Here is a 25,985-nt window from a genome sequence, read left to right as displayed (position 1 = left end):
GCCGATGCCGGGAACCACCGGGGAAAGACACCGAAGATGGGATTTTCCGAGATCAGACGCCGCCGGGTCGAGACCTTGACCGACGAGCGCATCGATACCCAGAAGACGCTGAAGAGCCCCATCGGCTGTTCGGGCGTGGCGCTCCATAGCGGGGCCAAGGTATCGATGGTTCTGAAGCCGGCCGAGGCCGGTCACGGCGTCGTCTTCAGGCGGACCGACATCGCGGGCAAGGGCGCCGTCATCCCCGCCCGCTGGGATCATGTCGTGGATACGCGGCTGTGCACCGTCGTCGGCAACGGCGAGGGGGTGGTGGTTTCGACCATCGAGCATCTGATGGCGGCGCTGGCCGGCTGCGGGATCGACAACGTCGAGATCGAGATCAACGGTCCCGAAGTGCCGGTCATGGACGGCAGCGCCGAGCCCTTCGTTTTCCTGATCGAGTGTGCCGGCGTGCGCGACCTGGGCGTGGCCCGCCGCGGCGTGCGCGTGCTCAAGCCGGTGGTCGTCGACGGCGGCAAGAGCGGCATCGCGGCGCTCTATCCGGCCGACAGCTTCGCGGTCGGTTTCGAGATCGATTTCGACAGCGCCCTGGTCGGGCGCCAGGCCCTTTTGCTGGGACTGGTCAACGGCACCTTCAAGAAGGAACTGTCGCGGGCCCGCACCTTCGGCTTCCTGCACGAGGTCGAGCAGTTGTGGGCCAACGGCTTTGCCCGCGGCGGCTCGCTGGAAAACGCGGTGGTGGTCAGCGGCGACAAGGTGCTGAACGAGGACGGCCTGCGCTATGAGGACGAGTTCGTCCGTCACAAGGCGCTGGACGCGGTCGGCGACCTTTACACCGCCGGCGCGCCGATCATCGGGCGGTTCGACGGCCGGTGCTCGGGGCATGCGCTGACCAACCGCCTGCTGCGGCAGCTTTTCGCCCAGCCCGACGCCTGGTGCTACGACACCGTCAGGGTGGCGGGGGCGGAAGCGCCGGCGATGCGGGCTTCGATTGCCGACGATATGCCGGTAGGGCTGGCCGCGACGGCCTGAGGGCGGTTTCCTCTTCGATCGACGTGTGACGCGCCGGCGGGCCTAGGGCCTTGCGCGGCGCGGCGTTGTGCGTATCATCCTAACGACATTTGAAGCGGCCGTGGTATAGTCCGCGGCAACGGGCCGATCGCGCCGGGCGATCGCCGAACCCGCCGGAGAATGACCCGATCCCATGACCCGTGGAAGGACACCGCTCAGCCTCGCGGCTTTCGCCTTTGCCCTTCTGCTCGCCGCCTGCGCGAGCAAGGAGGAGCTCTATGTCGAGCGGCCGATCGAGGAGCTCTACAACGAGGCCATGGACGCGCTGCAGACCGGGAAGTACGACACCGCCGCCCGGCAGTTCGACGAGGTCGAGCGCCAGCATCCCTATTCGTCGTGGGCGACCAAGGCCCAATTGATGGCCGCCTACGGCCACTATCAGAAAAGCGCCTACGACGAGGCGATCGTGGCGTTGGACCGCTTCATCCAGCTTCACCCGTCCAACCGCGACACGCCCTATGCCTACTACCTGAAGGCGCTCTGCTATTACGAGCAGATTTCCGACGTCCGGCGCGATCAGAAGATGACCCAGGAAGCCAAGAAGACCCTGGACGAACTGATCACCCGCTTTCCCGACAGCACCTATGCCAAGGACGCCCGGCTCAAGATCGACCTGACCCATGACCATCTGGCCGGCAAGACCATGGAAATCGGCCGCTACTACCTGCGCCAGGGCCACTATCTGGCGGCGATCAACCGCTTCCGCTACGTGGTCGACAATCACCAGACGACGACCCATGTCCCCGAGGCGCTGCTGCGGCTGACCGAGGCCTACCTGGCGCTCGGCCTGAGCGAGGAGGCGAGGCGCACGGCGGCGGTGCTCGGCCACAATTTCCCGGGCAGCGAATGGTATGTCGACGCCTACGAACTGCTCGAGCAGAAGCGCATCCGGCCCCAGGAGACCGCTTGGTACAAGTTCTGGGAAGGCGATGCGGAGCCGCCGAAGGTCGAGAAGATCGAGACCGACCCCGCGAAAAAAGAGTCCTGGTTCAAGTTCTGGTGATCCGGTCCGCTGGATGCTGCGCAGCCTGTCCATCCGCGACGTCGTCCTCATCGAAAGGCTGGATCTGACCTTCCAGCCGGGGCTGTGCGTGCTGACCGGCGAGACCGGGGCCGGCAAATCCATCCTGTTGGATGCCCTTGGGCTGGCCCTGGGCGAAAGGGCCGAAGCCGGCTTGGTGCGCCATGGCGCGGCGCAGGCCACGGTGGCGGCGGCCTTCGACGTCGATGGCGGCCATCCGGCGGAGGCGCTGCTGGCCGAGCAGGGGATCGAGGACGGCGGCGGACAGCTGATCCTGCGCCGCATCGTCGGCGCCGACGGCCGCTCGCGGGCCTTCGTCAACGACCAGCCGGTCAGCGTCTCGCTGCTGCGCCAGATCGGCGACGCCTGCGTCGAAATCCATGGCCAGTTCGACAATCAGCGGCTGATGCATACCGCCACCCATCGCGCGCTGCTGGACGCCTATGGCGGGCTCGCCGCCGAGGGGGCCACCGCCGCCGGGGCCCATCGCGCTTGGCGGGCGGCCGTCGAGGCGTTCGAGCGGGCCGAAGCCGACTTGGCCCAGGCCCGGCGCGAGGAGGAGTTCCTGCGCCATGCCGTCGACGAGATGGAGGCCCTGGCGCCCCAGCCCGGCGAGGAGGCGGCACTGGCCGAGCGGCGCGCCGTCATGATGCACGCCGAGAAGCTGATCGAGGCGATGAACCAGGCGACCGCGGACCTTTCCGCCGGGGCCGGGGTGGAAGCGGCGTTGCGCGGCGCGGCGCGGGCCCTGGAACGGGTCGCCGACAAGGCGGAAGGGCGCCTCGACGCGGCGCTCGCCGCCCTCGACCGGGCGGCGGTCGAGGCCGCCGAGGCCGTCGTGCTGTTGCATCGGGCCAGCGCCGACATGGACCTCGATCCGCGCAACCTGGAGAAGGTGGAGGAACGGCTGTTCGCCCTGCGCACCCTTTCGCGCAAGCACGGCGTCGATGTCGACCGGCTGCCGGCGGTCCTCGACGGGCTCAAGGCGAAGCTGGGCGATATCGAGGACGGCGGCGGCCGGGTGCGCCGCCTGGAGGCGGAAGCGACGGCGGCCCGCGCGGCCTATGTCGCGGCCGCCGGCGCGTTGCGCGAGAAGCGCTTGGCCGCGGCGGCGCGCCTGGACAAGGCGATGGCCGGCGAGCTGGGCCCGCTCAAGTTTGGCAGCGCGCGCTTCGGCACCCGCATCGACGCGCTGGAGGAGGGGGCCTGGGGCGAGCACGGCTCGGATGCCGTCGCCTTCGAGGTGGCGACCAATCCGGGAACGCCGCCGGGGCCGCTCAACAAGATCAGTTCGGGCGGCGAGATGTCGCGCTTCATGCTGGCCCTGAAGGCGGTCCTGGCCCAGGCCGACCCGGTGCCCACCATCGTCTTCGACGAGGTCGACGCCAACGTCGGCGGCGCCGTGGCCGATGCCGTCGGCGAACGGCTGGCCCGCCTGGCCGTCCGCTTCCAGGTGCTGGTCGTCACCCACTCGCCGCAGGTGGCGGCGCGGGGCGCCCATCACTGGCGGGTTTCCAAGAAGATCGACGGCGCCGCCACGGTCACCCGGGTCGAGGCGCTCTCGGCCGGCGAGCGCAAGGAAGAAATCGCCCGCATGCTGGCAGGCGCCCGGGTCACCGACGAGGCCCGCGCCGCCGCCGACAGCCTGCTCGCCGGGGGCGGGGCGGCATGAACGAGCGCGATCTGCGAATGCTTGCCGTCGAGGATCTGACGCAACGGGAAGCCGAGGCCGAACTGGCGGCGCTGGCCGCCGAGATCGCCGCCCATGATCGGGCCTATCACCAGAACGACGCGCCGACGGTATCGGACGCCGAATACGACGCCCTGCGCCGGCGCAACGAGGCCATCGAGGCGCGCTTTCCCAAGTTGGTGCGGTCCGACAGTCCGTCCCGGCGGGTCGGCGCTCCCGTCGCCGCCGGCTTCGAGAAGGTGGTCCACGCCAAGCCGATGCTGTCGCTGGGCAACGCGTTTTCCGCCGAGGACGTGCGGGAATTCCTGGCCCGCATCCGCCGCTTCCTCAACCTGCCGGAGGCGGAGCCGCTGGAAATCGTCGCCGAGCCCAAGATCGACGGGCTTTCGGTGTCGCTGCGTTACGAGCAAGGCCGGCTGGTCCAGGGGGCGACGCGCGGCGACGGCGCGGCCGGCGAGAACGTCACCGCCAACCTGCGCACGCTGGACGACATCCCCACCGAGATCCGGGCGGGCGAGGTGCCGGCCGTCTTCGAGGTGCGCGGCGAGGTCTACATGTCGCGGGCCGACTTCGCCGCGCTCAACGTCCGCCAGCAGGAAAGGGGCGGCAAGATCTTCGCCAACCCGCGCAACGCCGCCGCCGGCAGCCTGCGCCAGTTGGACGCCGGGATCACCGCCCAGCGGCCGCTTCGCATGTTCGCCTATGCCTGGGGCGAGGTCAGCCGGCTGCCGGTGAAAAGCCAGGGGGAATTCCTGGAACTGCTGCGCAGCTGGGGCTTTCGCACCAACCCCCTGGTTGTCGTCTGCACGGGCGCGGATGCGCTGCTTGCCCATTACGCCGCCATGGAAAGCCAGCGCGCCACGCTCGATTACGACATCGACGGCATGGTCTACAAGGTCAACCGGCTGGACTGGCAGGAGCGCCTGGGCTTCGTCAGCCGGGCGCCGCGCTGGGCCATCGCCCACAAGTTCTCGGCCGAGCGGGCCGAAACCGTGCTCAACAGGATCGATATCCAGGTGGGCCGGACCGGCGTGCTGACCCCGGTGGCGCATCTCGAGCCGGTGACCGTGGGCGGCGTCGTGGTGTCGCGCGCGACGTTGCACAACGAGGACGAGATCGCCCGCAAGGACGTTCGCGAGGGCGATAGGGTGATCGTCCAGCGGGCCGGCGACGTCATTCCGCAGGTGGTTGAGGTGGTGCTGGAGAAGCGGCCGGCCGGCAGCCGCCCCTTCGTCTTTCCCGAGGTCTGCCCTGAATGCGGCAGCCAAGCGGTGCGCGAGGAGGGGGAGGTCGCCCGGCGCTGCACCGGCGGCCTGATTTGCCCGGCCCAGGCGGTCGAACGGCTTCGGCACTTCGTGTCGCGCGACGCCTTCGACATCGAGGGATTGGGCGGCAAGCACATCGAGGCGTTCTGGAAGGACGGCCTCATCAAGACGCCGGCCGACATCTTCAGGCTTCCCGGCCGGACCGAGGAAATCGCCGAGCGCGAGGGGTGGGGAGAGCAGTCGGTCCGCAACCTCGTGCGCGCGCTCGGCGAGCGGCGGACGATTGCGCTGGAGCGCCTGATCTATGCCCTCGGCATCCCGCAGGTGGGGCGGGCGACGGCGCGCCTGCTGGCCCGCCACTACGGGACGTTTGAGAGATGGCGGGCGGCGATGACGGCGGCCCGCGACACCGATTCAGAAGTTTACCGAGACCTCATCAACATCGACGGCATCGGCCCAGGGATGGTCGGTGACATCTTGGCTTTCTTCGCCGAGCAGCACAATGGCGAGGTCCTCGACGATCTCGTCGGTACAAAAGAAACAGAAAAGAAAGAATGGCAACTGACGGTCGAGCCGTTCCAGGCGCCGGCGGTTCAGGCCTCGCCCATCGCCGGCAAGACCGTGGTCTTCACCGGCACGCTGGAAACCATGACCCGCGGCGAAGCCAAGGCCCGGGCCGAGGCGCTCGGCGCCAAGGTGGCGGGCTCGGTGTCGAAGAATACCGACTACGTGGTCGTCGGCGCCGACGCCGGCTCGAAGGCCCGCAAGGCCGAGGAACTGGGCGTCGCCACGCTCAGCGAAGCCGATTGGCGGGCCCTTATCGGTTGAGGCCGGCCGCGTCGGGCAGCCATCGCTAGAATTTTTTCCCGGAATACCACTCGTTGCGGCCGGCGCGGCCCTCGGTTACACTGACGCGCGACGGGGAGCGGCACCTAAGGTACCAGGTCAGCCAGATTTTGAGCGATGCCAACGGTTCGGCATCGCCGGCGACGGAGGCCAGCCCATGAAGCCGGGGATCGTCGATTCCATAGACGACATGCGGTGTTGGCAGACAACGCTTCTCGTGGCCTCGATCCCGATATGGGCACCGAGGACACCAACCTCACGACGACTTCGACGACGGGATCCTCTCGGCAGGCGCCGGCTGCCGGGCCGGGTCTCGTCGCGTTTCCACCGCCGAGGCGTCCGTGACCGGCGGCCCATGGGGGTGCCGCCGCTGCAATGAAACCGGCAGGGAGCCACAACATGCCTGACACTGAAACGAAGAGAAAGACACCCGAGAGAGCCTATGCCGTCTTCGCCGTATTCATCCTGCTCGTCATGATGTTTCCGCTCTACGGGCTGGGCAATTCGGCGCAGCCGATCGTGATCGGACTGCCGTTCTCGCTGTTCTGGGTGGTCTTCTGGATCGGCGTCGAGTTCGTCGGCCTGATCGCCTTTTTCCGTTACGAATACGGGCGCTGAGGAGGCCGACATGCCGGAATGGATCATTGCGCTGGCGATGATGGGGGGATACCTCGTCTTCGCGTTCGTGTTGGGGATGCTGGCGGGCAAGGGGCGCTCGTTCTTCTCGATCTCCGAATACGCGGTCGCCGACCGCGGCCTGGGCATCGTCGTCATGTGGTTCCTGATGGGCGGCACGATCTTCTCGGCCTTCGCCTTCCTGGGCGGGCCGGCCTGGGCCTACTCGCGGGGCGCGGCCTCTTTCTACATCCTGGCCTATACGGCGCTGGGCCTGCTGCCCTGGTACCTGATCGGCCCCAGGATGGCCAAGCTGGGTGCCGCGCGCGGCTATTTCAGCATGGGCGACATGCTGCGCGACCGCTATCAGTCGAGGTCGCTGGTGGTGATCGTCGGCATCGTCTCTGTGCTGGCCTTCATCCAGTATCTGACCCTGCAGATCAAGGGCATGGCCTACATCTTCAACATCATGACGGACGGCCACATCCCGTTCTGGGTCGGTGCCCTTCTCTCCTATGGCATCGTCGTCATTTACGTCGCCACCAGCGGTGTGCGCGGCGCCGCCTGGAGCGACGTTCTGCAAGGCGCCATGATGTTCGTCGTCGCCTGGGGTGTCGGGCTCTATCTCGTCTACGTCCTGCATGACGGCCCGGGCGCCATGTTCGCCCAGATCGCCGCGGAGCGCCCCGGCTTTCTGGAGATCGGGCACGAAGGTTCGAAGATGTCGCAGATGGCCTATTCGACGGCCATCCTGGTGTCGGTCGTCGGCTTCATCATGTGGCCGCATCTCTTCATGAAGTCGTACACGGCCAATGAAAAGACGATCAAGCTCACGGTGCTGGCCTACCCGCTGTTCGCGATCTTCCTGGTGCCCGTGCTGTTCATCGGGTTCTCGGCGGTCGGGGTGATCCCGTCCACCGCCCTGACGACTCCGGACGGCATCCTGCCCTACCTGATCACCAACAACCTGGGGGCGACCGGCCTTCTTTACGGCATCATCGGGGCCGGCGCGCTGGCCGCCGCGCAATCCTCGGCCGACGCCATCACGCACGGCGCCTCGGTGTCGTTCGGGCGCGACGTCGTCTACCCGCTGAAGCCGGATCTCAGCGACCGCGCCCAGATCGTCATCATGCGCTGGGCGGTGGTGGCCGTCGGGGCGGTTTCCTACTACCTGGCCATCTGGGGGGCGGCGGGGCTGGTCCAGCTCCTGCTCGGCGCCTATGGCTCGATCGTCCAGTTCGCGCCCTGCGTTTACGGGGCGATCTGGTGGCGCGGCGCCCGCAAGGAAGGGGCGATCGCCGGCCTGGTCGTCGGCGTCGGCGTGAACTTCTGGTACCAACTGGTCCAGAAGGGCGTGACGCCGCTCGACATCAACCCCGGCATCATGGGGCTGATCGCCAACGTCATCATCTTCATCGCGATAAGCCTGATGTGCCGCAGCCGGGATGAGGAACACGTCCGCGCCTTCCACCGCGTCTGAACGGGAAGGCGGTTTTCAACAAGCGGCCCCGGCATCGGGATGATGCCGGGGCCGTTTTTTCGTCCGAGTTTTTCCGGGGCCTGTCGCCTCAGTGCAGCTTGCCGGGCAGCCCCTTGATGGCGTCGTCGATCAGCTCGTCGGCCTTCGTTTCGCTCAATTTTTCGGCCAGCACGCGGCGCGTCGCCTCCAGGGCGACGTCCACCGCCGCGTCGCGGATTTCGCGCGTCGCCGTGGCCTCGGCCTGGGCGATGCGCTCCATCGCCAACTGCTCGCGCCGCTTGACCGATTGCTCCAGGCTTTCGGCGGCCCGGGCGCTCAGCGTGGCGGCTTCCTGGCGGGCGTGTTCGAGCAGCCGGCTGGTTTCCTCGGCGGCCTCGCGCTGCTTGCGCTGATAGGACGCCAGCAGTTCCTGGGCCTCCTCGCGCAGCTTCTCGGCCTCGTTGACCCTGGCCCGGATGGCATCGGCGCGCGCGTCGAGGCCGGTGGTCACCAGCCGAAGCACGGCCCGCCCGGCCAGCGCGACCAGGATGACGAAGGCGATGGCCACCCAGAACTCGGGGGTGGCCCAGAACGCTTCGGCCTTTGTTCCGGCCGTTTCGGCCGCCCATGCCTGCATCAGCTGCGCTCCTTCAGCACGTGGTCGACGATCCTGCCGACGACGCGCGGGTCGACGCGCTCGCCGGCCAGCCGCTCGGCCGCCGTCGATGTCACCTCCACCGCCACATCGCGAAGGTGGGCCATCGCTTCCTGCTTGGCCTCCAGGATGCGGCCCTCCGCCTCGGCGATCTCGGCCGCCAGGCGTTCGCTCAGCGTGGCGTGATGGGCGGCGGCATCGGCGGCCATCCTGTCGCGCGCCGTGGCGATCACGGACTGGGCGGCGGCGCGGGCCTCGGACACGGCCTTATCGTAAGCCTCGGCGGTGACCTGGGCTTCCCGGCGAATGGTTTCGGCCCGTTCCAGGTTGCCCTCGATCCGGTCCTGGCGTTCCTCGAGGATGTGGCTGATGCGCGGCAGGGCGAACCGCCACATGACGACGTAGAGGATCAGGAACGAGACCACCAGCCAGATCACCTGGGAGGCGTAGAATTCGTGGTCCAGCTGGGGAAGGGTGGCGGCCGACGCCGCGCCCGTTCCCGCCGCAACGGTCAGGGCCAGACCCCCCAGAAGCCGAATGAATCCGCGCATGCTCATCTCCCGCAGGAAGACGCCGGCCGGCCGCCCGTGGGGAGCGCCGGCACCGCCCACCGCCTTCAGCCGAAGAGGATCAGGAACGAAACCAGCAGCGCATAGAGCGCCACCGCCTCGACCAGGGCGAAGCCCAGCATGGCGAGGCCGAAAACCTGGGAGCGTGCGGCGGGATTGCGCGCGATGGAGCCGATGAGCGAGGAAAAGATGTTTCCGATGCCGGCGCCCACGCCGCCCAGGCCGATGACGGCAAGGCCGGCTCCAATCATTTTCGCGGCAAGAATTTCCATGATCCTAATTCCCTCGTTGGTTCAAGAAAACGGTTTCGGCGGGACGCGCCGACCCTCAATGCAGGTGGATGGCGTCGTGCAAATAGATGCAGGTCAGAATGGTGAAAACGTAGGCTTGCAGGAACGCCACCAGGAATTCGAAGGCGGTCAGGGCGACGTCGATGGACAGCGGCGCCCAACCGCCCAGGAGGCCCAGCGGCACGACGAAGCCGGCGAACACCTTCATCATGGTGTGGCCGGCCATCATGTTGGCGAACAGGCGAATCGACAGGCTCACCGGGCGCGACAGATAGGACATGATCTCGATCGGAATCAGCAGCGGCGCCATGACCAGGGGCACGCCCTTGGGCAGGAAATAGCTGAAGAACTTCAGCCGATGGCGGACGATGCCGATGACCGTGACGCCCAGGAACACGAAGATCGCCATCGCGAAGGTGACGATGATGTGGCTGGTGAAGGTGAAGCTGTAGGGAACTAGGCCGACCAGGTTGCCGAACAGGATGAACATGAACAGCGAGAAGATGAACGGGAAATAGCGCCGCCCCTCGTTGCCCACGTTGTCGCGCACCATGCCGGCGATGAATTCGTAGCTGAGTTCCGCCATCGACTGCCAGCGGCCGGGAACCAGCCGCCGGTTGCGCATGGCGAACATCAAAAAGAGGGTCACGGCGGCGACCGTCACCAGCATGAAAATGCCCGAATTGGTGAGGGATGCGTTGACGCCGCCGACATGAATGGGCGCGACGACATGGATTTCGAACTGATGGAGTGGGTTGGCCACCTGTGTTCTCGCCCCCTGAGAGTCCTATTGCCTGTCCGAGCCCGTCCCGGACGGCCAATCGTCATCTTCCTCTTCCGGTTTCCCTTCGGACGGCGCCGGCGCCCCTTCCGCCTCTGCCCATCCTATCCTGCTGGCCGCCCGGTAGACATTCAACACGCCGGCGGCGGCGCCGAGAAAGAAGAAGACAATCAAAAACCATGGCGTGGAGCCCAACCACCTGTCAAGCAGAAGGCCTGCTCCGACGCCGACAACCAAGGCCGCGACCAGTTCGACGCCGATGCGAAAGGCCACCCCGAACCCCGACATCGGAGCCCCGAGCGCGGAACCCCTGCCCCGCGATCGGGCCTGTTCCTGCGAACGTGCGCGTCTAAGCCGGGCATCCAGGTCTTCAAGAGATCCACCAGGTGTCTCGTCGCCCATCGGATTCCCGCCCGCCGGGCCCGGCGAACTCCCGTCCGCCCGCAACCCATGGGAGGCGGACGTTAGCGGCCGGCTCCCGGGCTGTCAAGAATGAAAGACTGCTACCCAAGCCCTTGATAAGTCTTGAAATTCGTCGTGAATGCCCTAGGCGTCAGGCGATTTCGCGCAGGGCGACCGCCTGTTGCAGATCCACCGAGACAAGTTGCGAAACACCGCGCTCGGCCATGGTGACGCCGAACAGCCGATCCATCCGGGCCATGGTCATGCGGTGGTGGGTGATGACCAGAAAACGGGTGTGGCCGGCCTGCCCGAGTTCGCTGACCAGTGTGCAGAAACGATCGACATTGGCGTCGTCGAGCGGGGCGTCGACTTCGTCGAGCACGCACACCGGCGCCGGGTTGGTGAGGAACACCGCGAACATGAGGGCAAGCGCGGTCAGCGCCTGTTCGCCGCCCGACAGCAGGGACAGCACCTGCAGCCGCTTGCCGGGCGGGCTGGCCATGATTTCCAGCCCAGCGTCGAGCGGATCGTCCGATTCGGTCAGCGCCAGATGGGCGCGGCCGCCGCCGAACAGGCGGGTGAACAGCGCCCGGAAATGACCGTCGACTTCCTCGAACGAGGCGACCAGGCGCTGGCGGCCTTCGCGATTGAGATCCGAAATGCCGCGGCGCAACTTCTCGATCGCCTTGATCAGGTCGCCGCGCTCCTGCTGCAGGGTGGTGATCTGCTCGTCCAGTTCGCTGGCTTCCTGTTCGGCCCTCAAGTTCACCGGCCCCATGGTCTCGCGTTCGCGCAGCAGGCGGTCGACGCGCTTTTCCGTGGCCTCGAGGTCGGGCAATTCCTCCTCTTCGCCCAACTCGGCGACCTCGGTCAGCGCCTGCGGCAGGCAGTCCAGGCGTTCGCGCACCCGCTCGGTCAGGGCCTGGACGGCGAGGCGTCCCTGCTCGACGGCGCCCTCGGCGCGCACCCGGTCCTCGCGGGCCTTGGCCAGCGCGGATTCGGCCTCGCGCAGGTCGCGGTCGGCGGCGGCCAGGCGGCCCTCGGCCTCGGCCAGACGGTCGGCGGCGGCGTTGCGCTTGCCCTCGGCGGCCTCGATCAGGCCCAGCAGGGTCTGGCGCTGGCCGGCGATCTCGGCCGGCCGTTCGGCCAGCCGGGCGGCTTCCTCTTCGACCGTCTTGCGGCGGGCCGCCAGTTCCTCCAGGTGAAGCCGGGCGGCCTCGCCGCGGCTGTGCCACGAGGCCAGGTCGCGGGCGATGGCGTCGCGCCGGGCCTGGCGTTCGCGGGCCTCGCGCAGCACCGAATCCAGCGCGCTCTGGCAGGCCACCTGATGGGAGCGACGCTCGGCCATCTCGGCCCTAAGGGCGACGAGGCGCTCGCGCTCGGCGGTGGGATCGGGCAGGCCGTCCAGGGTTTCCCGGCTCTCGCGCAGGCGCCCGGCGGCCTCGGCGCGGTCGGCCTCGATGCGCTCGGCGGTTTCGGCCAGCGCGCCCAAGCGGCTGTCGATTTCGGCCGCCCGCTGGCGGATCTCGGCCAGCGCGGCCAATGCCCGCGCCTGCACGGCATCGGCCTCGTTGGCGGCGGCGCGGGCCGCCTTTTCGGCCTCGATGGCGGCCTGGGCGGCGCGCTCGGCGGCGCCGGCCGTCTCGGCGACCTTCTCGGCCTCGCGCCGCGCACCCCCCAGGCGTTCGCGCACCTCGGCCAGACGGTTGCGCTGTTGCAGACGGGCCGCCGCCGCGGTCGGGGCGCCGGCCGATACCGCGAAGCCGTCCCAGCGCCACAGGCCGCCGTCGCGGCTGACCAGCCGCTGCCCCTGGCGCAGGTCGCCGGCCAGCCTGGCCCCGGCGGTTTCGTCGTCGACGACACCGGTCTGCGACAGGCGGCGGGCCAGGGCCGAGGGACCGCTGACGTGGCTGGCCAGCGGCACGGCCCCAGTGGGCAGCGGCGGCGTCTCGCCGTAAGGGGCGAGCGTCTGCCAGCGCACCGGGGCCGGCTCATCGACCGGCGCCGACAGGTCCTCGCCCAGCGCGGCGCCGAGGGCCGCCTCGTAGCCCGGCTCCACCGTCACCTTGTCGATGAGCGGCGGCCATTTCTTCGATTCGCCCGCCTCCAGCACCTTGGCCAGGGCCATTGCCTCGGCTTCCAGGCGGGTGAAGGCCGATTTCGCTTCGTGCAGGGAGGCCATCGCGGCGCGCGCCTTTTCGGCCGCCGAGGCTCGATCCTCGGCCGCCTGCGCCGCCCGCTCGCGGGCCCGCTCGACGTTCTCTTGGGCCTCGGCTAGCGCCGTTTCGGCGGCCGCCAGGCCGGCGGGGTCGACGGCGCGGGCCTCCAGGGCGGTGCGCTGGCTGGCGATCTCGGCGGCACGCGTCTCCAGGTTCTTCTGGCGCACGGCCAATTCCTCAAGCGCGCGGGCCAGGTTGGTCCGCCTGGCCTCGTCGCCGGCCACCTTGTCGGTCAGCTCGGCCAACTGGCGATCCAGCGCCTCGACCTGCTGGCGCACCGCGGTGAGGCGGGCTTCCGCCTCCTCGCGGGCCGCCGCCTCTCCAGCCCGCGCTTGGTCGATACCGGCCGCCTCGGCATCGAGCGCCTTGATGGCGTTACCGGCGTCGTCGGCCAGCGACGTCTCGCGTCCGATGTCGGCGGCGATCTGGGCCAGGCGGGCTTGGCAGTCGCGTACCGCCGCCTCGACGCGCCGCTCCTCCTCGTCGAGGCTCTGACGGGCCAGCGTCAGGCGCTGCAACTCGGCCGCCGCCTCGACCTCGGCCTGGCGCAGGGGGGGCAGGGTGGCGGCGCATTCCGCCTGGCGGGCCGACGCCTCGGCCGCCGTGCCGGTCAACTGGACGACCCGGGCCTCGGCCTCCTTCAACTGCTCGTGGCCAAGCGCGAGGTCGCGCTCCACGTCCCGCCAGCGCAGCAGGAACAGGGTCGCCTCGGCCCGCCGGATGTCGCCGCTGAGGTTGCGGTAGCGCGACGCCTGACGGGCCTGTTTCCTCAGGCTTTTGAGCTGGGCATCCAGCGTGCCCAGCACGTCGTCGAGGCGCATCAGGTTGCTTTCGGCGCCGCGCAGGCGGATCTCCGCCTCGTGGCGGCGGGAATGCAGCCCGGTGATGCCGGCCGCCTCCTCGATCAGCAGGCGCCGTTCGGTCGGCTTGGCGGAAATCAGGTTGCCGATACGGCCCTGGCTGACCAGGGCGGTCGAGCGCGGCCCGGTGGCGGCGTCGGCGAACAGGATCTGGACGTCGCGGGCCCGCGCTTCCTTGCCGTTGACCCGGTAGATCGAGCCGGCGCCGCGCTCGATGCGGCGGCTGACCTCCAGTTCGTCGGCATGGTTGAACTGCGATGGGGCGTTGCGCTCGGTGTTGTCGATGCTAAGGATCGCTTCGGCGATGTTGCGGGGCGGCCGGTCGCGGGTACCGCCGAAGATGACGTCCTCCATCTCCGAGCCGCGCATCTGCTTGGCCGACGTCTCGCCCATCACCCAGCGCAGGGCCTCGACCAGGTTCGATTTGCCGCAGCCGTTGGGGCCGACGACGCCGGTGAGGCCCCGATCGATGATCAGCTCGGTCGGGTCGACGAAGGATTTGAACCCGGAAAGGCGAAGTTTGGTGAAGCGCACCGGCGTTGGTTCCCGCTCCTACTTCGACGCCTTCAGGGCTTCGTCGATGAGCTTTTTGAAGGCGTCGAACGGTTGACCGCCGACGATTGTCTGGTTGCCGATACGGAAGGTCGGCGTCGCCTCGATGGCGTAGGCCTTGCCATCGGCGGCGGCGCGGTCGCGGATGGCGGCGAACAGCGGCTGGTTGCCGAGGCAGGCCTCGAAGTCGCCGGCCGACAGGCCGCCCAGGCGCGCCACCTTCTTCAACTCGCCCAAGGGGTCCTTGCCGCCGGCCCAGGTCTCCTGGGTGCGGAACAGTACCTCGAGGAAACCGAAGTAACGCTGCGGGCCGGCGCAATGGGGCAGCAGTGCCGCGGCGTAGGCGAGGTTGTCCAGCGGGAAGTCGCGGAACACCAAGCGCACCTTGCCGGTGTCGATATAGGCCTTCTTGATCTCAGGCAGCGTCACGCGGTGGAAATTGGCGCAATGGCCGCAGGTCAGCGACGAATGCTCATAAATGGTCAGCGGCGCGTCGGCGGACCCCAGCGCCATTTCCGGCAGAAGGGCATCGAAATCGGCGGCGGAGGCGGCGCTCCCGACCGACCACACCGCCAACGCGAATGCTATACCTAGTATGAAGCGCGGCAAATTTCTTCTCCCGTATACAAGATGTGGAAGACTATAGAATCGCGTCCCGCTCGACAAGACGGCTTTTATCCACCGCTCCGCCGCTTGCGCCCGCGGGTGACGACCGCCCGGCCGAGGGATTGAAGGACGGCCTTCAGATCGGGGTCCTCGACGACGTCGAGGCAGGCGGCGAGGCCGGCTTCCTCGCGGGCGTCGAGCGGCGGCGGCACCGGGGCCGGCGATTCGCCGGGGGTGGTGACGGGGCCCTGCTTGAAGTGCAGCCGCGCCACCGCCTGATAGCCGAAATAGCTGTTGACGCGCTCGACCAGGAGCGGCTCCAGATGTTGCAGCTGGGTGGCGATGCCGCCGCTGGCGACCCGAAGGTGCAGGGTGCCGCCGTGCCGGGCGCCGGTGGGAAACACCAGCTTCTCGGGCGCGGTGAGGGCGGAGAACCGCTCTCCGACGATGGCCTGCCAGTGGTGGACGATGGCGCCGTCGGCCAATCCGCGCCGGCCGAAAATCGGCCGCGTGACGCCCTCGACGGCGCTGGCCAGAGCCTTGACGCGGCCGCTCCGGCGGGTCGAGGGGACGGTGCCGGCGGAATCGGTTGTGCGGGTTGCCATGGGGAACAATATGATAGCGTCGGAGCCAATATGAAACAGTTTCGCGCCGCCACGACCGACTCCTCGCGACCCGGGAACGGCGCGCCGGCGGCGGCCCTGGCGAAACGACTGCTGGCCTGGTACGACCGCCATAAGCGCGACCTGCCGTGGCGGGCGCGGCCGGGCGAACGCGCCGATCCCTACCACGTGTGGCTCAGCGAAATCATGTTGCAGCAGACGACGGTGGCGACCGTCGGGCCCTATTTCCTGGCCTTCATCGCCCGCTGGCCGACGGTGGGCGATCTGGCCCGGGCCGACCTGCAGGCGGTGCTGCACGCCTGGCAGGGGCTGGGCTATTACGCCCGCGCCCGCAACCTGCACAAATGCGCCGGCGTGATCGCCGGGGACCTGGGCGGGCGGTTTCCCGACAGCGAGGCCGGATTGCGGGCTCTGCCCGGCATCGGTGCCTACACGGCGGCGGCGATCGCGGCCATCGCCTTCGGCCGCCCGGCGGCGCCGGTCGACGGCAACGTCGAGCGGGTGCTGGCCCGCCTGTTCGCCCTGGATGGCGAACGGGCGGAGGTCAAGCGCGAGGTCGGCGCCTTGGCCGGTGGCCTGACGCCGGCCGGCCGGCCCGGCGACTTCTGGCAGGCGGTGATGGATCTTGGCGCCACCGTCTGCCGGCCGCGCGGCCCGGCTTGCCCGATGTGCCCATGGGCCGGGGATTGCCTGGCTCTGCGGCGCGGCCTGACCGGGGAACTGCCACGGCGGGCCCGGCGCAAGGCGAAGCCGGTGCGCCACGGCGTCGCCTTCTGGGCGGTCGACACGGTCGGGGCCGTGCTGCTGCGCCGCCGGCCGGAGAAGGGCCTGTTGGGCGGCATGACCGAGGTGCCGGGCACCGAATGGCGGGAGCGGCCATGGACGGAAGACGAGGCCTTGGCCCTGGCACCGGCGCCGGGGCAGTGGCGGCCGCTGGCCGGCGAGGTACGCCATGTCTTCACCCATTTCGAACTGAAGCTGGGCGTCCTGGCGGCGAACGGCCTCGCCCCCGGCATCGTCGAAGGCCTGTGGTGCCGGCCGGAGGATTTCGGCGGCCACGCGTTGCCGACGGTGATGCGCAAGGTGGCCGACCACGCCCTGCGGGCGCTCGCCCCACCGTCGGCGCCGCCCGAGGCGGCCGTTCGGCCTATGCGTCGTAGGACATCAGGACCTCGACCGGCACGTCGAGCTTCGAGCGGCCGTTGAGGAAGGTCAGTTCGATGATGCAGGCGGCGCCGGTGACTTCGGCGCCGATCCGCCGCAGCAGCCCGGCCGAGGCGGCCAGCGTGCCGCCGGTCGCCAGCAGGTCATCGAGGATAACGACGCGCTGGCCGGGCTTCACGGCGTTCTCCTGGATCTCGATGGTGTCGGTGCCGTATTCCAGCCCGTATTCGTAGGGGATGGTCTTGCCCGGCAGCTTGCCCTTTTTGCGGATCATGACGAAGCCGCAGCCCAGCTTGAGGGCCAGCGGCGCCGCCACCAGGAAGCCGCGCGATTCGATGCCGGCCAGGATGTCGGGACTGTGGCGGCCCACCACCTTGGCCATGCGGCTCATGGCGACGCTCCAGGCCTCGGCGTGGGACAGCAGGGGCGAGATGTCGTAGAAATTGATGCCGGGTTTCGGGAAATCGGGGATCGAAGCGATGTGGTCCTTGAGATCCATTTGTCGTCCATCGTCTGCCGTGAAAGCCGCACGCGAGTGCCCGCCGCAGCCTCGGCACCCCGACCTTGCCGTCTATAGCATATACGCGGCCGGTTTCGACATCGAAAGACCGGCCGGCGGCGGGATTTTCACCCGACGCGTACGGCGGAGCGTTGTACCTTTCCACCAAAGGACGTTATAGTGCGTCCCCTCGGGATGGCCTGTCGTCGGGCCATTCCGGGAGGTGCGTTCGGGTTTGGGTGTCCGCGGAAAGATCCGCCGGGCGCCGGGACCAGGACCAGCGGGCAAGAATGGGCTGAGGGAAGGCGGCTCTTTCATCCGGTGGTTCAGCGATCGGCCAACGGGGTGGCTTCGGCGGTTTCCGTCATCGATCTTGACGGGATCTGCGGGCATTTCTCGTGGTGTCGTGTCGCTTTCTATGTTTTAACCAGGGGAGACATAATGTCATGAAAAAGACGACTTTCTCGACGATGGCCTTGGCACTCGGCACGGTCGCGCTGACCGCCGGCATGCAGCCGGGCGAGGCGGTGGCCCAGAAATCGTTCATCGCCATCGGCACCGGCGGCCCGACGGGCGTGTACTTCGTCGCGGGCAATGCCATCTGCCGGATGGTCCATAAGGAAGCGGCGGAAGGGGCGTCCCAGGGCCGCAAGCACGGCATCCGGTGCTCGGCGCCCTCGACCGGCGGTTCGACCTACAACATCGGCCAGGTTGCGGCCGGCGAACTGGAATTCGGCGTTGCCCAGTCCGACTGGCAGTACCATTCCTACAAGGGAGACACGCCCGACAAGGTGAAGCCGTTCCCGAAACTGCGGTCGGTATTCTCGATCTACCCCGAACCCTACCAGATCATCGTCTCGAAGGACGCCAAGGACATCACGTCCTTTGCAACCCTCAAAGGCAAGAAGTTCAATATCGGCAATCCAGGGTCCGGCCAGCGCGGCACCACCGAGGTGCTGTTGAAGCTGTTCAATTTGACGACCAAGGACTTTGCCATCGCCACCGAATTGACCTCGACCGAGCAGGCCAACGCGCTGTGCGACGGCAAGATCGATGCCTTCGGCTACACGGTCGGCGTGCCGAACGCCGGTGTTGCCGTGGCGACCGATGGCTGCGATGCCAGGATCATCAATCTCAATGACGAGCCCGTGAAGAAACTGGTGGCCGAGACGCCCTATTACGCCTTTACCACCATTCCCAAGGGCACATACAAGACCAGCACGGCCGACGTCACCACCTTCGGCCCCATGGCGACGCTGGTGACCAGCGCCGACGTGTCGGAAGACATCGTCTACGAAGTGGTCCGTGCGGTTTTCGAGAACCTCGACGACTTCAAGTCGCTGCATCCGGCCTTTGCGAATCTTGATCCCAAGGTCATGACCAAGAACGCCCTGTCGGCCCCGCTGCATCCCGGCGCCGTCAAGTACTTCAAAGAGAAGAAGTTGATGTAATCTCCTGAGACCTAAAAGCCGGCACCCCCGCCGACGGCGGGGGTGCCGCGTTTTGCTATAGTTCTAGGCCGGGGGGATCAGGGCCGATGGCAGTGAACGTGACGACCGGGGACGAAGCTGTACCCGAAGACCTTCAGGAAGCTCTCAAAGACATTGAATACGCGGGTCGAAAGCACGATCCCCGTACCGCGATGTTCATCGGTTTCATCGCGGCGCTGTGGTCATTCTACCAGTTGTGGATCGCGTCTCCCCTGCCATTCATCTTCAATTTCGGGATCATTACCGACGTTCCCGCCCGAGCCGTCCATCTGGCCTTTGGACTTTTCCTGGTCTTCCTGGTCTTTCCCGGCTCCCGAACGAGGGCATCCTCCGGACACATTCCGTGGCGCGACCGAGTCCTGGCCGTTCTCGCCTGTTTCTGCGCTTTGTACCTGTTTCTGGCGTGGGACGACATGGCCCGGCGTCCTGGCGTTCTTCTCGATATTCCCGTTTCGCTGGCCGGTTATTCCTTCGTGCTTCCGTTCGAGGTTCTGCTCGGCTGGGCCGGTATCCTGCTGCTGCTGGAAGCGACCCGCCGCAGCATCGGCTGGCCGCTGGTCATCGTTGCCGGATTATTCCTTATCTATTCCGTATTCGGACAGTCGATGCCGGACCTCATCTCGCATCGCGGGGTGTCGCTGTCCAGGCTGCCCGGCTATCAGTGGCTGACGGGCGAGGCCATCTTCGGCATTCCCATCGACGTTACCACCAGTTTCGTGTTCCTGTTCGTTCTGTTCGGCGCGATCCTCGACAAGGCCGGCGCCGGCCAGTATTTCCTCAACCTGGCGTTTGCCATGGTCGGCCGCTACCGCGGCGGGCCGGTCAAGGCCGCCATCCTGGCTTCCGGCATGACCGGCCTGATCTCGGGCTCGTCGGTTGCCAATGTGGTGACCACCGGCACCTTCACCATCCCGGTGATGAAACGCAGTGGCATGCCGGCGGTGAAGGCCGGCGCCATCGAGGTGGCTGCCTCGGTCAACGGCCAGATCATGCCGCCCGTCATGGGCGCCGCCGCCTTCATCATCGCCGAGTTCATCGGCGTCACCTATTTCGAGGTGGTCAAGGCCGCCTTCATTCCCGCCATCATCATCTACATCGCGCTGCTTTACATTTCGCATCTGGAGGCGATGAAACTCGGCCTCAAGGGCCTGCCGCGCGAGGAAATCCCGCCGTTCTTCCCGACACTGCTGTCGGGCCTCCATTTCGTCATTCCCATCATCGTCCTGATCTGGCTGCTGATGGTCGAGAAGTGGACGCCGAGCAGTTCGGTCTTCTATTCGATCCTGCTGATGATGGGCATCATCGTCCTCCAGAAGGTGATCCGCGCCCTGCATTCGGGCAAGGAATCGCCGCTCGATGCCGCCAAGGCCGGGTTGTGCGACGTCTACGAAGGGATGGTCGGCGGCGCCCGCAACATGATCACCATCGCGGTGGCGGTGGCGGCGGCCGGCATCATCGTCGGCTCGGTCTCTTCGACCGGCCTCAACAATGCCCTGATCAGCGTGGTGGAGGCGGTGTCGGGCGGCAACGTCTACATTCTGCTCGGCATGACCGCGCTGTTGTGCCTGCTGCTCGGCATGGGCCTGCCGACCACCGCCAACTACCTGGTGGTGGCTTCGCTGCTGGCCAATGTCGTGGTCGAACTGGGGGCCGCAGCCGGCCTCGTGCTGCCGCTGATGGCGGTCCACCTTTTCGTCTTCTACTTCGGCCTGATGGCGGACGTGACCCCGCCGGTGGCGTTGGCCGCCTTCGCCGCATCGGCGATTTCGCGGGCGGACCCGATCAAGACCGGCGTCCAGGCTTTCTATTACAACATTCGTACGGCCATCATTCCCGTGGTGTTCCTTTTCAACCCGGAACTGCTGTTGATCGGCGTCGACAGCTTCTGGCACGCGTTGTTGATATTCATCACCTCGCTGTTGGCCATTCTCGCTTTCAGCTCGGTGTCGCAGAACTGGATGCTGGTGCGCAACCGGTGGTACGAGAGCGCGCTTTTGCTGGTTGCCATGGTCGCCCTGTTCCGGCCGGGCTTCTTCATGGATATGGCCTATCCGCCGTTCGTGCAGTTCAATACCGACAAGTTCATCTCCGGCGAGGCGGCGGCGGGGCCGGGTCTCGATGTCCGCTTCCACATCGTGCGCGAAACCAACTACGGCGACCGCTACAAGCTCTATCGCCTGCCGACGCCGGCAACGACGACGGGGACGATGGGACCCTACGGCGTGACGCTGCAGAAGGACAATGGCCGCTACAAGGTCGCCGATCTGGCGATGGCGGGGCCGGCCGAGACGATCGGGGTGCAGTTCGGCGACTTCGTCACCGCCGTTGACGTCGAGGTGAAGAACCGGCCGGCGAAGTATTGGATATACCCGATTGGCTTGGCGATCCTTGGCCTTGTCGTCGGTCTCCAGTTCTTCCGCTGGCGGCGCGACAGGCGGAAGGACGTGGCGGCTGCCGCCGTTTCGGCTTAACCGGAAGAGGGTAAGATTTCAGACATGTACAAGCACATCCTGGTTCCGGTCGACCTCAACGACGAAACCTCGTGGCAAAAACCGTTGCCGACGGCGCTCGAAATGTGCCGCGCGTTCGGCGCCACCCTTCACCTGATGACGGTGATTCCGGAAATCGGCCTTCAGACGGCGGTGGCCCAGTATTTTCCGAGCAACTATGAGGAGGAAATCCGCCGCCAGGTCCACGACGACCTCCACGCGTTTTCCATCCACCATGTTCCGGCGGGCACCAAGGTCCAGCACATCATCGCCTACGGGAAGATCTACAAGGAAATCCTCGACGCGGCGCGGCAGGTGAAGGCGGACCTGATCATCATGGGGGCCCACCATCCGGAGCTGGAGGACTATCTGCTGGGGCCGAACGCCGCGCGCGTGGTGCGCCACGCCGGCTGCTCGGTGATGGTGGTCAGGGAGTGACGCCGTAGAATCCAAGAGCCCCGGCAGCGGTCCGCCGGGGCTCCACATTCTAAACCGGCTTACTTCACCGTGGCGAGGTAGGCGGCGATGTCCTGGCGTTCGTTCTCGGGCTTGAGCTTGAAAACCATCTTCGACTTGGCCTTCGGGTTGCCCGTCGCCTTTTCCATGTAGTCCTTCGGGTCCTCGAGGTAGGGGACGATCTTGTCGGCGGTCCAGGTCAGCCCCTTGTTGCCCGCCTCGACATAGCTTTCGGAATACTTGAAGCCCTCCGTCGTCCCCGCCTTCCTGCCGACAACGCCGAACAGCGACGGTCCAACCTTGTTCTTGCCCTTCTCGACGGTATGGCAGGCCACGCACCGTTTCTTGAAGGCGGCCTCGCCATTGGCGGCGTCGGCGGCGACGGCCTGGCCGCCGACGACCATCATGGCACACAGGGCGCCAAGGACGATGGATGGAGCTTTGAGCATCGGATTCCTTTCATAAACTATCGGGTGGCCAACACGATCGGCCGCATTATCCGTACGATGTTGCCGCGACGCAACACTCCAACGCCGCGCCGGGAGGCCCGGTCCGGGCCGATGGAAAATCCTCGCCGGCGGGCCTGCGGGCGCGGCTGACCCCCGGGCGCGCCTGACCCCGGGGAAGTGGGGAGGATGGATGTCAAACGCAAGGACGGGGATGCGGCGACGGCAAACAGCCGGTATACTTGTCGTCCGGAGGGGTCCGTTCGGGGTCGGAGAAGGGTTGGACGATGGCTAAAACGAGTGTCCTGTCGCAAGCGGACGTTATGGCGCTGCTCGAAGATTCATCGGGCAGCAAACGGGCCGAGACCGCCAGGAAGATCGCAATCGAGTTCAATCAGGCGGAGTTGACGGAAACTCAGCGGCGGTTGGCCGAGGATATCTTCCGGCTGATGGTCAAGGACGCCGAGATACGGGTCCGCGAGGCGCTGTCCAGCAACCTGAAGTCCAATCCGCTGGTTCCCCGCGACGTGGCGATGACGATGGCCCATGACGTCACCTCCGTGGCCCTGCCTGTCCTCCAGTATTCCGAGGTTTTGACGGACGAGGACCTGGTGGCGATCATCCGTTCGCAAGACACCGAAAAGCAGGTGGCGATCGCCAGCCGGGCCAACGTGTCGGAAACCGTGTCCGAAGCGATCGTCGATACCGAGAAGGAAGAAGTGGTGACCCGGTTGGTGGCCAATCCGGGGGCCGACATTTCCGAGGGCTCGCTGGGCCGGGTGGTCGATTCGCTGGGCGACCGCGAAGCGGTCCAGGAAGCGATGGTCGGCCGCCCCCGGTTGCCGGTCACGGTGGCCGAGCGGCTGGTGACCCTGGTTTCCGAACACCTGAAGGCCGAGATCGCCCAGCGTTTCGACCTGCCGGCCGACACCATGACGGATCTCATCCTTCAGATCCGCGAGCGGGCCGTGCTGTCGCTGTCGTCGGGCAGCGACGATGACGACCTGCACCAATTGGTCCAGCAGTTGAAGACCAACGGTCGCCTGACCCCCTCGATCGTGCTGCGCGCGCTGTGCATGGGCGACCTGCCCTTCTTCGAGGCGGCAGTGGCCGAACTGGCCGGCATTTCCATCCTCAACGCGCGCGAACTCATTCACGATGCCGGCAAGCGGGGACTGAAAGCGCTATTCGACAGAGCCAAGCTGCCGCGCAGCTATTTCCCGGCCATCCGCGCCGCCGTCGATGTCGCCTGGGAGACCGAATACGACGGCGGCGACCAGGACCGCGAACGCTATTCGCGCCGCATGATCGAGCGCATCCTGACCCAGTACGGCGATCTTGGCGTGCAGATCGAGGCCGACGACCTGGAATACCTGCTGACCAAGATGAACGCCTTGCCCATCGATCCGGTGCCCGAGGCCTGAAGCGGCGGCTCGCGGTTCAGGGGCTGGCCAGTTCCTGCCAGATCGCGTAGTCGCGGCGGAAGGCGCTGAGCGAACTCCACACCTCGCGGAAGGCCTCGTCGCTGGCGGAGCGTTCGGCCGCCACCTCGGCCCACGTCGTCTCCAGGGTTTCCAGGAAAGCCGGGGGCCAGCGGTGGATTTTCGTACCCTCGGCATAGATCTTCTTCAGCGCAGCGAACTGGATGGCGGCGCCCTCGGCCAGTCCGTAGCGGATGTTGTCGCCACAGACCGCCTCGACCTGGGACTTGGCCTGCGAGGAGAGCGCCTCCCACTTGCCCCGGTTGACCATCAGTTCCAGCATCGTCACCGGCTGGTGCCAGCCGGGGAAGTAGTAGTGTTCGGCCATCTTGTGCAGGCCGAGTTGAAGGTCGATGGCCGGCATCGAAAATTCGGCGGCGTTGATGGCCCCCGATTCCAGGGCGGGAAAGATCTCGCCATCGCCCAGCATGCGCGGCTTGGCCCCCAGCTTGGCCAGCACGTCGGCCCCCAGCCCGTAGATGCGGATCTTCAGGCCGCGCAGATCCTCGATGCCGAGGATCTGCTGGTGGAACCAGCCCGAAGCCTCGGGCCCCAGGATGCCGCAGAACAGGCTGTGGATGCCGTGCCGTTCGTAGATCTTGTCGAACAGTTCGCGGCCGCCGCCGAAATAGATCCAGGCCAGGTATTCGACGGCGTCGGGCCCGAACGGCACGGCGCCGAAGAGTTGCAACGCCGGCGCCTTGTCGCGCCACAGGCCGGGCGAGGCGAAGGCGGCGTCGATGGCGCCGGAGGCGACGGCATCGAAGATTTCGGTCGAAGGGACCAGGGTGTCGGGCTCGCTGAGGCGGATTTCCATCTGGCCGCCGGAAATGCGCCAGGTTTCCTGTTCGAGACGCTTGGCCAGGCTGCCGATCTGCGGCAGCTTTCCCGAATAGGCGCTGGCCATCTTCCAGGAAACGGCCGGGGCTTCGGCCCGCGGGGCGGGGTCCTTGGCCGGTGCGGGCGCTGGTGCCGGGGGTGACAGGTTCTCGACCCCCGGGGTGGCGAGGGCGGTATTCCCGCCGTCATAGAGCTGGGGCGCCAGCAGGGTGGCGCCGATCACCACGCCGACCACCGTGCCAATGACGATCCCGATGATCGCATTGCGCATGCCATCCCTCCCTGCCAGGTTTCCGGTCGGCTGTCGACGGGCGGGCTATTCCCGCCTTCTGGTCATGGAGACTGACAAAAAACCCCCTTGTCGTGCAAGGGGGGAATTGGTCGGGGCGACTGGATTCGAACCAGCGACTTCTACCTCCCGAAGATAGCGCTCTACCAGGCTGAGCTACGCCCCGGACCGTCGTGGACGGGTTTATACCCTTGTCGGCGCGGCAGGGCAAGGTCCGTCTCGCCGCCGGACGCGGGAGTTTTGCACGGCCGGGGAATTGGCGGAAATCGGCTGCCGGCGCCGGCCTAGTAGGCGCGATGGATGGAGAAGTCGATGAGCTCGATGAGAGCGTCCTTTTCGGCGCCGTCCGCGAAGATGCCGAGGGCGTCCCTGGCGATGGCGCCGTAGTGGCGGGCCCGCTCGATGGTGTCCTCCAGCGACTGGTAACGGCCCATCAGACCGACCGCCTTGTCGAAATCGGTCTCCTTCTGGTCGAGGTCTTCCAGCGTGCGCCGCCAGAAGGCGCGTTCCGCCTCGCTGCCGCGGCGAAACGCCAGGATCACGGGGAGCGTGATCTTGCCCTCGCGAAAATCGTCGCCGACGGTCTTGCCCAGCTTGGCCTGCTTGGCCGAATAGTCGAGCACGTCGTCGATCAGCTGGAAGGCGATGCCCAGGTTCATGCCATAGGATTCCAGGGCCTCCTTCTCCACCGCCGGGCGGTCGGCGACGATGGCGCCGATCTGGCAGGCCGCCGCAAAAAGCTGCGCCGTCTTGGCCTTGATCACGTCCATGTAGGCGGTTTCGCCGGTTTCGGTGTCGTTGGCCGTGACCAGCTGCGCCACCTCGCCCTCGGCGATTACCGAGGAGGCGCGCGAGAGGATGGCCAGCACCTCCAGCGATCCGTCCTCGACCATCAGTTCGAACGAGCGGGCGAACAGGAAGTCGCCGACCAGCACGCTGGTCTTGTTGCCCCACACCGCGTTGGCCGAGGCCAGCCCGCGCCGAAGCTCGCTGCGGTCGACCACGTCGTCGTGCAAAAGGGTCGCGGTGTGGATGAACTCGACGCAGGCGGCCAGCGCGATATGGCGGGTGCCGGTATAGCCGCACAGGCGGGAGGCCGCCAGGGTGAGAACCGGCCGCAATCGCTTGCCACCGGCGGCGACGATGTGGCCGGCCAACTGCGGAATGAGGGCCACCGGGCTGTGCATGCGCCGCACGATCAGCTCGTTGACCGCCTTGAGATCGGCGGCCACCAGGCGGGTGAGGGCCTCAAGCGACGGTTGCGGCTCGCGCTTTCCGTTCAGATCGACGACGATCCCCAAAATCTC

The 25,985-nt window shown here is 67.1% G+C and carries 23 protein-coding genes and 1 tRNA gene; 11 read left to right on the top strand and 13 right to left on the bottom strand.

The genetic code is table 11. From position 1 onward, the window contains the following. Positions 1–36: 36 nt before the first annotated feature. The 6 genes from lpxC (at position 37) to ODR01_RS19135 (ending at position 7,988) form a co-directional block, all read left to right on the top strand. Positions 37–1,032: a UDP-3-O-acyl-N-acetylglucosamine deacetylase gene (lpxC, locus tag ODR01_RS19160; protein ID WP_316979308.1), complete on the top strand. Its 996-nt coding sequence runs from the start codon at positions 37–39 to the stop codon at positions 1,030–1,032. Between the two features lie 172 nt (positions 1,033–1,204). Continuing rightward, the gene (locus ODR01_RS19155; protein ID WP_316979307.1) at positions 1,205–2,074 is read left to right on the top strand and encodes an outer membrane protein assembly factor BamD; all 870 of its coding nucleotides are present in this window, start codon (positions 1,205–1,207) and stop codon (positions 2,072–2,074) included. 13 nt (positions 2,075–2,087) lie between these two features. Then, positions 2,088–3,764, top strand: coding sequence for a DNA repair protein RecN (gene recN, locus ODR01_RS19150; protein ID WP_316979306.1), 1,677 nt, complete (start codon positions 2,088–2,090; stop codon positions 3,762–3,764). A 17-nt stretch (positions 3,765–3,781) separates the two neighbouring features. Then, on the top strand, positions 3,782–5,875 hold the full coding sequence (gene ligA / locus ODR01_RS19145; RefSeq protein ID WP_316979374.1) for an NAD-dependent DNA ligase LigA: 2,094 nt from the start codon (positions 3,782–3,784) through the stop codon (positions 5,873–5,875). A gap of 417 nt (positions 5,876–6,292) precedes the next feature. Then, positions 6,293–6,511, top strand: coding sequence for a hypothetical protein (locus tag ODR01_RS19140; RefSeq protein ID WP_316979305.1), 219 nt, complete (start codon positions 6,293–6,295; stop codon positions 6,509–6,511). A 10-nt stretch (positions 6,512–6,521) separates the two neighbouring features. After that, complete coding sequence (locus ODR01_RS19135) at positions 6,522–7,988, top strand: sodium:solute symporter family protein (RefSeq protein ID WP_316979304.1); 1,467 nt, start codon at positions 6,522–6,524, stop codon at positions 7,986–7,988. An 88-nt stretch (positions 7,989–8,076) separates the two neighbouring features. On the opposite strand, the gene ODR01_RS19130 is transcribed toward ODR01_RS19135, so the two are convergent. From ODR01_RS19130 to ODR01_RS19095, 8 genes are all read right to left on the bottom strand, one after another. After that, positions 8,077–8,604 (bottom strand): F0F1 ATP synthase subunit B family protein, encoded by a 528-nt coding sequence (locus ODR01_RS19130; RefSeq protein WP_316979303.1) that lies wholly within the window; start codon positions 8,602–8,604, stop codon positions 8,077–8,079. Beyond that, complete coding sequence (locus tag ODR01_RS19125) at positions 8,604–9,173, bottom strand: F0F1 ATP synthase subunit B family protein (protein WP_316979302.1); 570 nt, start codon at positions 9,171–9,173, stop codon at positions 8,604–8,606. Before ODR01_RS19125 ends, ODR01_RS19130 begins: the two co-directional genes overlap by 1 nt. A 65-nt stretch (positions 9,174–9,238) precedes the next feature. Further along, entirely contained in the window at positions 9,239–9,463 is a 225-nt protein-coding gene (locus ODR01_RS19120; RefSeq protein WP_316979301.1) for a F0F1 ATP synthase subunit C, read from the bottom strand. Between the two features lie 55 nt (positions 9,464–9,518). Further along, on the bottom strand, positions 9,519–10,244 hold the full coding sequence (locus ODR01_RS19115) for a F0F1 ATP synthase subunit A (RefSeq protein WP_316979300.1): 726 nt from the start codon (positions 10,242–10,244) through the stop codon (positions 9,519–9,521). Positions 10,245–10,268: 24 nt separating this feature from the next. Next, positions 10,269–10,535: an AtpZ/AtpI family protein gene (locus ODR01_RS19110; protein WP_316979299.1), complete on the bottom strand. Its 267-nt coding sequence runs from the start codon at positions 10,533–10,535 to the stop codon at positions 10,269–10,271. A gap of 280 nt (positions 10,536–10,815) precedes the next feature. After that, positions 10,816–14,277, bottom strand: coding sequence for a chromosome segregation protein SMC (gene smc, locus ODR01_RS19105; RefSeq protein WP_316979298.1), 3,462 nt, complete (start codon positions 14,275–14,277; stop codon positions 10,816–10,818). An 18-nt stretch (positions 14,278–14,295) separates the two neighbouring features. Next, positions 14,296–14,904: a DsbA family protein gene (locus ODR01_RS19100; protein WP_316979297.1), complete on the bottom strand. Its 609-nt coding sequence runs from the start codon at positions 14,902–14,904 to the stop codon at positions 14,296–14,298. Between the two features lie 65 nt (positions 14,905–14,969). Beyond that, positions 14,970–15,506, bottom strand: a complete 537-nt coding sequence (locus tag ODR01_RS19095; protein WP_316979296.1) for a DUF721 domain-containing protein — start codon at positions 15,504–15,506, stop codon at positions 14,970–14,972. Positions 15,507–15,536: 30 nt separating this feature from the next. On the opposite strand from ODR01_RS19095, the gene mutY reads away from it, so the two are divergent. Then, positions 15,537–16,730 (top strand): A/G-specific adenine glycosylase, encoded by a 1,194-nt coding sequence (gene mutY, locus ODR01_RS19090; protein ID WP_316979295.1) that lies wholly within the window; start codon positions 15,537–15,539, stop codon positions 16,728–16,730. Here mutY and ODR01_RS19085 read toward each other — a convergent pair. Further along, a complete protein-coding gene (locus ODR01_RS19085; protein WP_316979294.1) occupies positions 16,672–17,187 on the bottom strand; it encodes an adenine phosphoribosyltransferase in 516 nt (171 codons plus the stop codon). The two genes, mutY and ODR01_RS19085, sit on opposite strands and share 59 nt — an antisense overlap. 446 nt (positions 17,188–17,633) lie before the next feature. Here ODR01_RS19085 and ODR01_RS19080 point away from each other — a divergent pair, with 446 nt between their 5' ends. The 3 genes from ODR01_RS19080 (at position 17,634) to ODR01_RS19070 (ending at position 21,604) form a co-directional block, all read left to right on the top strand. Then, positions 17,634–18,638: a TAXI family TRAP transporter solute-binding subunit gene (locus ODR01_RS19080; RefSeq protein ID WP_316979293.1), complete on the top strand. Its 1,005-nt coding sequence runs from the start codon at positions 17,634–17,636 to the stop codon at positions 18,636–18,638. Between the two features lie 86 nt (positions 18,639–18,724). Further along, on the top strand, positions 18,725–21,148 hold the full coding sequence (locus ODR01_RS19075) for a TRAP transporter permease (RefSeq protein ID WP_316979292.1): 2,424 nt from the start codon (positions 18,725–18,727) through the stop codon (positions 21,146–21,148). 24 nt (positions 21,149–21,172) lie between these two features. Next, a complete protein-coding gene (locus ODR01_RS19070; protein ID WP_316979291.1) occupies positions 21,173–21,604 on the top strand; it encodes a universal stress protein in 432 nt (143 codons plus the stop codon). Positions 21,605–21,663: 59 nt separating this feature from the next. Here ODR01_RS19070 and ODR01_RS19065 read toward each other — a convergent pair whose 3' ends face one another. Next, positions 21,664–22,071, bottom strand: coding sequence for a c-type cytochrome (locus tag ODR01_RS19065; RefSeq protein ID WP_316979290.1), 408 nt, complete (start codon positions 22,069–22,071; stop codon positions 21,664–21,666). Between the two features lie 284 nt (positions 22,072–22,355). On the opposite strand from ODR01_RS19065, the gene ODR01_RS19060 reads away from it, so the two are divergent. After that, on the top strand, positions 22,356–23,492 hold the full coding sequence (locus ODR01_RS19060) for a DUF2336 domain-containing protein (protein WP_316979289.1): 1,137 nt from the start codon (positions 22,356–22,358) through the stop codon (positions 23,490–23,492). A gap of 16 nt (positions 23,493–23,508) precedes the next feature. On the opposite strand, the gene ODR01_RS19055 is transcribed toward ODR01_RS19060, so the two are convergent. The 3 genes from ODR01_RS19055 to ODR01_RS19045 all read right to left on the bottom strand — a co-directional run bounded on the left by ODR01_RS19055 (position 23,509) and on the right by ODR01_RS19045 (position 25,979). Then, complete coding sequence (locus ODR01_RS19055) at positions 23,509–24,660, bottom strand: TRAP transporter substrate-binding protein (RefSeq protein ID WP_316979288.1); 1,152 nt, start codon at positions 24,658–24,660, stop codon at positions 23,509–23,511. Between the two features lie 107 nt (positions 24,661–24,767). After that, positions 24,768–24,844, bottom strand: a tRNA-Pro gene (locus tag ODR01_RS19050). Positions 24,845–24,962: 118 nt separating this feature from the next. Further along, complete coding sequence (locus ODR01_RS19045) at positions 24,963–25,979, bottom strand: polyprenyl synthetase family protein (protein ID WP_316979287.1); 1,017 nt, start codon at positions 25,977–25,979, stop codon at positions 24,963–24,965. Between the last annotated feature and the right edge of the window lie 6 nt (positions 25,980–25,985).

This window comes from Shumkonia mesophila, assembly GCF_026163695.1.
Taxonomy (GTDB): Bacteria; Pseudomonadota; Alphaproteobacteria; order Rhodospirillales; family Shumkoniaceae; genus Shumkonia; species Shumkonia mesophila.
The sequence above is the reverse complement of the archived record's forward strand: the minus strand, read 5'-3'. Positions and strand labels throughout refer to the sequence as shown.